Here is a 10,632-nt window from a genome sequence, read left to right on the forward strand (position 1 = left end):
GGGTCGTAGGATGGGTAGAGCGCAGCGGTTTTCAACGGCGCAGCCGGTACACCCATCAGATGTGTGAAGCATCCAGACCGATGGTATCGAGCGATGGGTAGACCTGCTTCGCCGTTGAAGGCCGCTACGCTCAACCCATCCTAAGGTGCTCGGGTTGATCAACAGAACGGACACATGGACATCAGGAACTGATCGCATGAACGCGACTCTGGTACGCAACCCCTCCTTCAACGCCGACGGCGAACTCACCGCCTGGGCTTTCCTCCCGAATGAAACGTGGAGGAGCATCGCGCCGCTGCTGGCGCGGACATGCGACCTTGTTGGCTTCAGTTACTACAAATTGGAAACGGAACTTAGCGAGAGCGGGCTCTTCGATGTGCTGGAAGCCACGCCGCTGAAATCCGTGCGCGAGACCGTCGATGGACACGACTACCACCTGCTCCTATGCCAGTTCACCGCCCATACCGCTTACCTCATGGGCACGACGAACTTCAATCATTGGTCGTCGACAGATGGCGATTTGAATGTCGACGAGATTTTCTTCTTCCAGGCCGACCAGCGCATCGCCGTCGTGAAGCCGCGTGAGGGTCTCGTCGAGTTCTACGGCGCTGATCTCGGTTTTCTGCAGGACGTCGAAAACTCGCACCCTGCCTTCAAGGATTCCATCTTCATCGTCGAAGACGGCAAGTTCTCCGGAACGCCGTTTTAAGACCGTAGGATGGGTTGAGCGCAGCGATACCCATCGATCGATACCTATCATCGCGATCGATGGGTGTCGCTTCGCTCGACCCATCCTACGTATCCGCCATCTCGCAGATCAACTCACCGAAGGCGGTGGTGGCGGGGGTCTTGCCGCCGCTGCTCCAGACCAGGCTGAAATCGATGTCGGGCAGCGGCGGCAGGCCGTACTCGCCGTCGATGATCCGCATGCCCGCTTTGATGTCGTCGTGGGCGATCGCGGTGATCGCCAGGCCGGCCTGCACGGCCGCGTGGATGCCTTCCTGGCTGTGCGAAGTGAAGACGATATGGCTGTCGATGCCGGCTTGGTCGAGCGCGCGCACACCTACCTGCCGATGCACGCAGGGCGGCGGGTAGAACGCGAACGGCAGGGGCGCGTTTCGCGCTGGCTCGAAAGAATCCGCCACCACCCAGACCAGTCGCGCACGCCGTAGCAGCCGTCCCGCGTCCAGGTTGTCCGGATCCCGCACCGAGATCACCACGGCCAAGTCCAGATCGCCGGCCTTGATCAAGACCGGCAGGTCGAGGTTGGCGCTGATGCTGACGTCCAACCGCACCGCAGGAAAATCGCGCGCGAACCGGCACAGCAGTCGCGGAAGACGACCGCCCATGAAGTTCTCCGGCGCACCGAAGCGCACCGTGCCCGACAGCGGTGAAGGCTGGAAGCGGCGGGCCAGCGCATCGAACGAGTGCAGGATCTGTTGCGCGTGCCGGAGCAATTCTTCGCCGTCCTCGGTCACCGTCAGGCTGCGCGTGGTGCGGCTGAGCAGGCGGCGGCCGACCTGTTCTTCCAGCCGCCGGATCTGGTGACTGACCGCCGATTGGGTCAGGTGCTGGCGCTGCGCCGCGCGCGTGAAGCTGCCGGTATCGGCAACGGCGACGAAGGTGCGCAACAGGGTCGGGTCGAAGTCCATGCGGCGGCAGGATACATGACGGAAATTAATGATATTCGAAAAACTAAATCATTTCCCTCATTAGATCGGCTTGCCGACAATGTGGTCTTCACCTGTAGGAGCGACGTGAGTCGCGACCGGAAACATCAACGTCGCGACTTACCGGTGCCAGCATGCCGGCACCACTCCCACAAGGAACGGCCTCCCTTCGCTGCGCCGCGACGTCTTCCCCCGGAGCCAAGATGACCCGCTTCAACCACAACACAGCCGCCTTGATGGCGGTCTCCCTGTCCTCTTTGATGTTCGGTCTGGAGATATCCAGCGTGCCGGTGATCCTGCCCACGCTGGAGCGCGAGCTGCATGCGGATTTCGCGCAGATGCAGTGGATCATGAACGCCTACACGCTCGCCTGCACCTCGGTACTGATGGCGATCGGGACGCTGGGCGACCGCTACGGGCGCAAGCGCATCTTCGTCATCGGCCTGGTGCTTTTCGGGCTTACTTCGCTGATATGCGGCTTGGCGAAAAGTCCCTGGACGCTGGTCGCCGCCCGCTTCCTGCAAGGCGCCAGCGGCGGGGCGATATTGATCTGCGGTACGGCGATCCTGTCGCACCAGTTTCCAGCCGGCCGCGACCGTGCGCGTGCGTTCGCGGTGTGGGGCGTGGTGTTCGGCGTCGGGCTCGGTTTCGGGCCGATCATCGGCGGCGCGATCGTCGCGGTGTCCAACTGGCGCTGGGTGTTCCTGGTGCATGTGCCATTGATGGTGGCGACGTTGCTTCCTCTGCTTGTCGGCGTGCGTGAATCGCGCGATCCGCGGGCGAAGAAGCTCGACGGCCTTGGCATTGCGACGTTGTCGCTGGCGGTGTTCGGTCTGGTTTTCTACATCACGCAGGGGCCAAGCCTCGGATTGGCCAGTGCCGCCGCGATCGGCATCGCTCTGGTTACCACGGTAGCGTTCGCGGTATTCGTGCGGGCAGAGAAGACGCATCCGCATCCGATGTTCGATTTTTCGGTGTTCAAGCTGCGAGATTTCTCGGGTGCCATGGTCGGCGCGATGGCGATGAACTTCAGTTTCTGGCCTTTTATCGTCTATCTGCCGATTTACTTGGAAGGCGTGCTGGGCTACGGGGTTTTCGTCGCTGGCGCATGCCTGCTTGCGTACACGTTGCCGGCGTTGGTGATGCCGCCGTTGGCCGAGCGGCTGAGCTTGCGGTATCGATCTGGATGGGTAATTCCAGCGGGATTGTTCGTGATTGGTGCAGGCTTTTTGTTGCTGCGGATAGGCGGGAGCGCGGCACAAGCCAGCTGGGCAACGCTACTGCCCGGATTGCTGTTGGCCGGCACCGGGCTGGGCCTGACCAACACGCCTGTGACGAACACGACCACCGGCTCGGTGCCGAGCGATCGGGCGGGCATGGCGTCCGGCATGGACATGAGCGCGCGTTTCATCAGTCTATCGATCAATATCGCGGTCATGGGGTTCATCCTGCTGTCGGGTATCCATTCGAATCTTCGGGACCGTCTGGGTGGTTATGTCGGCGCGGAAGATCTGCGTGCGTCAGCGGAGAAGATTGCGGCTGGCAATCTGTCTGCATTGAGCGATCTGCAAGTGCTGCCGCAGGGGTTGGCTGCGTCTGATGCCGTACGCGCGGCGCTCGCGCATGGCTTCGATCTATTGATGCTGTATGCGGCCCTGGGTGTTTGGTTGCTCGCGGTCGTGAGCATGGTGATCTTCAACCTGGGCCGGGTTCGCACGACGGCGGAATGCACGGCTTCTTCGGGATCTCGGTAATCGTAGAGCGGCCGTAGCTTCTGTAGGAGCGGCGTCCCGCCGCGAGCTCTTCCCGTCAGATCGCGGTAGAGCAAAAAAGCAGCTGAAGCCGCCAGTTCGCCGCCTTGGCGCGCTGCGGCGCGTTCGTGGTCGCGTGCGCTGAGGGGCCTATCGGGGCGCGGAGCGGCGTCCCGCCGCGAGCTCTTCCCATCAGCTTGTAACAAAGCCAAAAGCAACTGACGCCTGTTCGCCATCTTGACGCGCTGCGGCGCGTTCCTGATCGCGTGTGCCGAGGAGCCATCGGGGCGCGGCGCGGAGCGACGTCCCCGCCGCGAACTCTTCTCGTCAGATCGCAACAAAGCGAAGCCGGCAGATCGCGATAAAGGCGAAGAGCTCGCGCCGGGACGGCGCTCCTACACAAGCACGCAGCCCACCACGTTCCACCGGCCGCCGCGCCCAATCCCCCCCCAGCCCCATTTCACAGCAAGTGGCGGGTTTCTTTCCGTCTTCGCGACTACTTGGATGAACGGGGCCAAGACGCCGCTCCGATTCGAGTCCGGTCACGCCAAAGCGCCCCTGGACTGCTCGACATCCGGCGTCCGATCCCGTCGTACACAACCGACAACTTTTTGAGGTAGAAGAACGATGAAGCTACAAACGACACTCCTGCTCAGTTCGATACTGCTCGTCAACGCGATGCCCTCGGCGCATGCCGCCGGCCCGCGCCCGTTGTTCCAGTTCCCGGCCAAATGCGGCCAGATATGGGACGCGTCGACCTATGACGGTCATTGGCCGGACCAGGACAGCATCGATATCACCGTGCGCGACGAGAACCTGGCCAACATCGGCGCGGGCGAGCCCGTGCTCGCTTCCGCCGCCGGCAAGGTGACGTTCGCGGGCATGGTGAATGATGAGTACCGGGTCTATCTCGATCACGGCGATGGTTGGGTCACCCATTACATCCACCTTGAGACAGAGAGCCCGTTGCCGATTACGGTCGGGCGGGAAATAGCCCAGGGCGAGCAGATCGGGCGCACGGGCAAGAGCGGCGCGGACGCGATCCACCAGCACTACACGCAGCTGCAAGACAACCAAGCCGTGCGGATCGCCTTCGCCGGGGCGTTGATCAAAACGCACGCGGACAACGAGAGCTCCTATGGCACCTGGGGCAAGAGCAGCGCCGAGAAGATCATCAGCTTGAACTGCGCCGGCAACACCTTCATGGGCTGGACGCAGGGCGGCGACCACTACAAGTTGCTTTACAAGTCGGGTTCCGGCGAGACCAAGATTGTCCGCATGGATCCTGACGGCACCGGCATAACGTCGACCTGGGACGGGGAGTGGAGTACGGGTTGGACGAACTTCATGCCCTATCGCCTGGCGACCGGCGGCCATCCGCACGCGATCGTCTACAAGTCATCTACCGGCCAAGTTAGTTTCCTGCGCTTGAACCTGCATGGGGCAGGCGTGACCACGCTCAGTAGCAACACTTGGTACAAAGGCTGGACGGATTTCGTCCCGCTGACGCTGGCCGGGGACAAGTATTTCATTGCGTACGACTCGGTCCACGGCTACGCCAACATCGACCGCATCAGCGCGACAGGCGATGGCACGACGAGTGTCTACAAGCGCACCTGGGATAAGGGAGTGACGGCGCTCATCCCCTACCAGATGGGCAGCGCACAGTTCGTCCTTTTGTACAAAGGCAGTACCGGTGAAGTTGAGATCGACGAGATCACCGGCAGCGGTACCAGCGTCGCGGCAGTTGGCGTCTGGACGGGGACGTGGACCAAGGGATGGACCAATCTGGTTCCCGTCTCCCACATGGGCCAGCAGTTCCTGCTCGGCTACAAGGCCGCCACGGGAGACGCGAAGCTCATCAAGCTCAAGGCCAACGGCCAGGGTGTCGAGATCACCGGCGACATGAGCTGGAGCAAGGGCTGGACGGCGTTCTCGCCGATGCTGATCGACGGGAAGGGCCACGTTCTTCTTTACAAGCTGGGTAGTGGCGAGGCGAAGGTAGTCCGTTTCAAGGACGACGCGAGCGGCGTCGACATCATCTGGGAAGGCACTTGGACCACGGGCTGGAAGTAGGGCGCCCGAGAAGGCGCGACAGGTATCAAGACGACGATCGCAGGCTGGGTTGGCTCTATCAACCCAGCGCTTTCGATGCGTGACGCAGGATGCTGGGTTGACCAACAGCCCAGCCGTCCCCTTGTTTGCGTGCCGCGCTTCGGACCGCTAGCGCATCACGGGGTTTGTTCGGCACCTGGCGTGTCAATCGAGAGCGTGTCCATGGCGAGCGGTTCTTCTACGAACGCTTCCTCAATGACAGGCGCCATGACGACAGCCGCCACCGCGGGTGGCCTGACGAGCAATCGCATTCCCAGTCCACGCAACAGCGTGGCACCAGGTAGTTCCACCCATCGATACATCGCCCAAGCCGCCAGCAGGATCGCCACCGTGACCGGGACAGCCAATGCGGGAGTGGGTGGCATATCGCCCATCAACACCATAGCGATGTAGATCACCGGCAGGTTCAGCAGGTACATCGAGAAGCTGCATTCGCCGCACATGGTGATCGCGCGGTTGCCGAACAGCAGTTTGCTCAGGCCGGTGTCGAACGAGAACAGGAACACGAAGACCCCGGCGAACAGCGCGGGCACAAGATCGAGGTACAGCTCGCGCTTGGTACCGAGGTCGAGCCCGACGACGCCGGTCACCACCAGGCCGATCACCACCACCGCCAATGCTTGCAGGCAGCTGAGGGAAGTCAGGCCGACACCCGCCTGAGCCCGGCTGCGCGACAGACCAAACGCCACGCCAACAACGAAGTAGTGAATCTTGGAACCGACGAACGTGCCAGGCAGTGCGCCGCGATAGGCCATCAGTGTGAAGACGGCGGTCAATGCCAGCACCAGCAGGGCGGCGTTGTTGCGGGTTCTGAAAGCCCACAGCGCCAGCCACAGCCCGACGAAGATCACGTAGAACTGAACCTCCGGCGGGATGCTCCATAACGCCGACACATTGCCCGAGAACGCCAGGTGGCGAATGAGGTTCTGATGGGTGATGGCGTAGACGAAATCAGCGTCGATCAGGTTGTAGATCAGATACGACGCCACCACCACGGTGAGATACGCGGGCGCGATGCGCGAAAAACGGGAGATGCCGTAGCGGGCGACGGCGGAATAATCGAATGCCTTGCCACCATAGAGAAAGGCCATCAGGAAGCCGCTGAGGGTGAAGAACACCATCACCCCCATCTCGCCGGGATGCAGCCCGCTGATGGCGAAGAAATGTTCCTCGGCCAAGTGTGCGTAGACGACCAGCAATGCCGCCATCCCGCGAATACCGGTTAACGAATCGATGCGTTGTTCGGGGCTCATGGGGGGTGGCTCCGTGACTATTTGAGTCAATCGCACTCATATCCGCACGACGCGTCGCGCGGCTACAGGGCGTCCGCTTTCTTGCACATGCCGATCAACGAGGGCGCTTTGGCTTATGCCTGGAACAGTTGGGGGAACAGGCACAGCGTCGCCGTCGAAGGATTGTAGGGGATATAGGGTCGACGAAAGTGACGGTCCACAGGCCTGTGCCGTGACGGTCATCGCGTTACGAATGAACCAAGATTCGACCCATCCTACGTAGCTGCCTACATCTCGGTCAGCCGATGCTCCGGTTGTCCGCATACCACCATCTCGCCGGGGCCGGTTACCGTGCCAACGGCCTGCACGCGGTCGTTGGGTTCGAACGACTGTATATCGTCCAGGGGTTGTGCCTTGCACAGATTCCAGCGTGCGGGAAGTTGCACGCGGACGTCGCCCTTGGCGGTGGACACCATCACCACTGCGTTGCCGTCGTAGGCCCATGGATCAGTGTTGACGCTGACGACATTGCCCTCGATGGTCGCCTCTTGGCCGACGGACATCGCGCTGCCGGCGGGGACCGTGGCGCAACCGGAAAGTGCGGCAAGCGCCACGGCGGTTGCGAGCAGTGGCGAGAAAGGTGAAATGCACAGGCGTTGGATCATCGAATCGCTCCGGGGAAGAATGTTCGTTCCAAGACGCTTTATCGTATCTGGATATCCGTTGCCCAGACGTAGTATTGATCATGGCCGCCTTTGGCAGCGTGCGCTGTGCGCACGTCGACGCGCCCACCCCATGCCTGCGGCGATCCGCCTCCATCCATGTGCATAACGCACGCTACGACGGAACATGACGATCTACACGGGAAGCGAGTCACCCGTCATGTCAATACTGGTCGTGCCATATCAGGAACCACTTATGAAAGCTTCGCTGTCCATCGTTGCCCTGCTGGCGGCACTGTCGCCATTCGCGCAAGCGCAGGAGGCTTGCCCCGACAGGTCGTCTTATGAGCCCGCGCGCGAAATCATCCGCGACCTCGGCAGGATAGTCGCGCCTACCGGCGTGCAAGAGGCGTACGCCACCAAAATAGGCGGCGTCGACCAGTGGATCAACGTGCGCGGGCAGGACCGCGGCAACCCGCTAGTGCTGTTCGTGCACGGTGGGCCAGCGGCACCGATCACGCCCAGCCAGTGGCAATTCCAGCGGCCGCTGGAGGAATACTTCACCATCGCCAACTACGACCAGCGCGGCGCGGGCAAGACTTTCAACATTACGGCACCGGAAAAGATCGCCGACACCATCCACATACAGCGTTACGTAGACGATGCCATCGAAGTGGCCGAGCACCTGCGCAAACGCTACGGCAAGCAGAAGCTGATCCTGATGGGCCACAGCTGGGGCACGGTGGTTGGCATGCATGCGGCGCTGAAGCGGCCGGATCTGTTCCATGCCTACGTCGGTATCGGCCAGGTCATCAACACCCGCGAGAACGAGCGCATCAGCTACGAGTACGGATTGGCACAGGCGAGGGCACACGGTAATGCGGAAGCTCTGCGCGAACTGGAATCCATCGGCCCGTACCCGGGAGACAAGCCGATCACTCGCGAACGCATCATCATTGCGCGCAAGTGGCCGCAGTTCTACGGCGGCCTGACCGCTTTTCGAGAGGATTCCAACTACTACTTCCGCGCCCCGCGCTTGTCGCCGGATTACGACGATCGCGACCGCTGCGCGATCAACCAGGGCAGCGTGTTCACCCTGGACAAGCTGATGCCGGAATTCCTGGAAGTGGATTTCACCGGCGTACTTAGATTCCCCATACCGGTGGTGATGCTGATGGGCCGCCACGACTACACCACACCCTCCGAGCCCACCGCGCGGTGGATGGATCAGGTGCAAGCCCCATACAAGCAAGCCATCTGGTTTGAACGCTCCGCCCACATGGCGCCATGGGAAGAACCCGGCAAGACCCTGGTCAGCCTGTTGGAATACGTGCGCCCGTTGACGGTGGAAGCCCCGTAGTCCCATAAGTCGCTTCAGGATTGTCGACGGGGGCACCGCCCCCGATTGCTACATTCACCTATGGCGAAGGCCATCACGGAGAAACAGCATGCGTGCATCTGTGTTCTTGCTTGCCGGATTATTGAGCTTGGCAAATGTGTCCTACGGTGCAGAGTCGCCTCCGTCTCCGGGTCCTGTCGCCGGTGCCGATGGCAGCATGGCGCTGCCCAGTTTCAGCGTGCCGTATTCCACGTTCGCATCGCCGGAATCGTTGAAGCGATTTCGCGAGATGCTGGTGGAAAACAAGCAGACGCCGGGCTGGGAAGGCGGCATCGAAGCGCCACGCCGCTTCTACGACCAGATCAACGCCGGTCGCGCCGAGCGCATGAAGAAGCTCTATCCGGTGAAGCTGTCCGCGCAGACGATCGCAGGCGTGGGTGCGGATGTCGTGGAGCCCGCCGATGGCATCGCGCCGATCAATCGGCAACGGGTGCTGATCAACCTGCACGGCGGCGCTTTCCTGTGGGGTGCGCATAGCGGCGCGCTGGTGGAAGCCATCCCGGTGGCGGCGCTTGGCAAGATCAAGGTCATCGGCGTTGATTATCGGCAAGGACTGGAACATGTCTTTCCTGCGGCTACCGAGGACGTAGTCAAGGTGTACAGAGAGCTGCTGAAAACCTATTCGGCTGCGAACATCGGCATTTATGGTTGCTCCGCCGGCGGCATCCTGACGGGCGAGGTCGTGGCACGGTTGATCAAGGACGGCATTCCGGTACCCGGCGCCATCGGTACCTTTTGCGGTTCCATCGCGCCATTGGGCGGTGATTCCACGTACGTCTCCCCGGCGCTCAGCGGTGACCCGGTGGGTAGCGGCCCGATACCACTCACCAAGCGCTTGCCTTACTTCAAGGGCGCCGATGAAACCGACCCGCTGGTGCTGCCGGCCAACTCACCCGATATGCTGAAGCGCTTCCCTCCGACGCTGCTGATCACCGGCACGCGTGATTCCGCCATGAGTTCCGTGCTGCAAAGCCAGCGGCTGCTTACCAACGCGGGTGTGGAAGCCGACCTGCACGTCTGGGATGGCATGTGGCACTCCTTCTTCTCCGACCCGGAGCTGCCCGAGTCGAAAGAAGCCTATGCGGTGATGGTGAAGTTCTTCGACAAGCATCTGGGAAAGTAGGCGCTTTCCCACCCTGTCGCTGATAGACGTCCGTAGGAGGCGGTAAGCCAAAGGCGCACCGCATCGTTCGCGTTCTGTCTCCCAGAGGACAACTTCCTGGCTCCGCATGCACGATCGATGCGGTTCGCTTTGCTCACCGCATCCTACTTGGGAGGCCTGCTCGGTTGAGTCACGTAGGTCTGAGGTGATAGACGTCCGTAGGATGCGGTAAGCCAAAGGCGCACCGCATCGTTCGCGTTCTGTCTGCCAGAGGATAGCTTCCTGTCTTCGCATCCACGATCGATGCGGTTCGCTTGCTCACCGCATCCTACTTGGGAGGCCGGCCAGGTTGAGTCACGTAGGCCTGCGGTGATAGACGTCCGTAGGATGCGGTAAGCCAAAGGCGCACCGGAACGTTCGCGTCCTGTCTGCCAGAGGATAACTTCCTGTCTTCGCATCCACGATCGATGCGGTTCGCTTTGCTCACCGCATCCTACTTGGGAGGCGGGCCCGGTTGAGTCACGTAGGCCTGAGGTGATAGACGTCCGTAGGATGCGGTAAGCCAAAGGCGCACCGGAACGTTCGCGTTCTGTCTGCCAGAGGACAACTTCCTGGATCCGCATGCACGATCGATGCGGTTCGCTTTGCTCACCGCATCCTACTTGGGAGGCGGGCCCGGTTGAGTCACGTAGGCCTGAGGT

Annotated in this window: 8 protein-coding genes; 5 read left to right on the top strand and 3 right to left on the bottom strand. The window is 61.7% G+C overall.

Annotated features, from left to right (window positions below):
- Positions 1 to 196: 196 nt before the first annotated feature.
- Positions 197 to 709, top strand: a complete 513-nt coding sequence (locus tag AADW18_RS11885) for a hypothetical protein (protein WP_337343596.1) — start codon at positions 197 to 199, stop codon at positions 707 to 709.
- 85 nt (positions 710 to 794) lie between these two features.
- On the opposite strand, the gene AADW18_RS11890 is transcribed toward AADW18_RS11885, so the two are convergent.
- Positions 795 to 1,652: a LysR substrate-binding domain-containing protein gene (locus AADW18_RS11890; protein ID WP_337343597.1), complete on the bottom strand. Its 858-nt coding sequence runs from the start codon at positions 1,650 to 1,652 to the stop codon at positions 795 to 797.
- A 221-nt stretch (positions 1,653 to 1,873) separates the two neighbouring features.
- Between AADW18_RS11890 and AADW18_RS11895 the strand changes: the two genes are divergently transcribed.
- Entirely contained in the window at positions 1,874 to 3,424 is a 1,551-nt protein-coding gene (locus AADW18_RS11895; protein WP_337343598.1) for an MFS transporter, read from the top strand.
- 624 nt (positions 3,425 to 4,048) lie between these two features.
- Positions 4,049 to 5,497, top strand: a complete 1,449-nt coding sequence (locus AADW18_RS11900) for a M23 family metallopeptidase (RefSeq protein WP_337343599.1) — start codon at positions 4,049 to 4,051, stop codon at positions 5,495 to 5,497.
- 155 nt (positions 5,498 to 5,652) lie between these two features.
- On the opposite strand, the gene AADW18_RS11905 is transcribed toward AADW18_RS11900, so the two are convergent.
- The gene (locus AADW18_RS11905) at positions 5,653 to 6,789 is read right to left on the bottom strand and encodes an acyltransferase (protein ID WP_337343600.1); all 1,137 of its coding nucleotides are present in this window, start codon (positions 6,787 to 6,789) and stop codon (positions 5,653 to 5,655) included.
- 266 nt (positions 6,790 to 7,055) lie between these two features.
- Positions 7,056 to 7,433 carry a hypothetical protein gene (locus AADW18_RS11910; protein WP_337343601.1) on the bottom strand — a complete coding sequence of 126 codons (378 nt, stop codon included), beginning with the start codon at positions 7,431 to 7,433 and terminating at the stop codon, positions 7,056 to 7,058.
- A gap of 253 nt (positions 7,434 to 7,686) precedes the next feature.
- Here AADW18_RS11910 and AADW18_RS11915 point away from each other — a divergent pair, with 253 nt between their 5' ends.
- Together AADW18_RS11915 and AADW18_RS11920 are read left to right on the top strand one after the other, a co-directional pair.
- Complete coding sequence (locus AADW18_RS11915) at positions 7,687 to 8,790, top strand: alpha/beta hydrolase (RefSeq protein ID WP_337343602.1); 1,104 nt, start codon at positions 7,687 to 7,689, stop codon at positions 8,788 to 8,790.
- Between the two features lie 88 nt (positions 8,791 to 8,878).
- On the top strand, positions 8,879 to 9,952 hold the full coding sequence (locus tag AADW18_RS11920) for an alpha/beta hydrolase (RefSeq protein ID WP_337343603.1): 1,074 nt from the start codon (positions 8,879 to 8,881) through the stop codon (positions 9,950 to 9,952).
- The last annotated feature ends 680 nt before the right edge of the window (positions 9,953 to 10,632 follow it).

The sequence above is a fragment of the Pseudoxanthomonas sp. CCNWLY206-1 genome, from assembly GCF_039710385.1.
Classification (GTDB): Bacteria; Pseudomonadota; Gammaproteobacteria; order Xanthomonadales; family Xanthomonadaceae; genus Pseudoxanthomonas_A.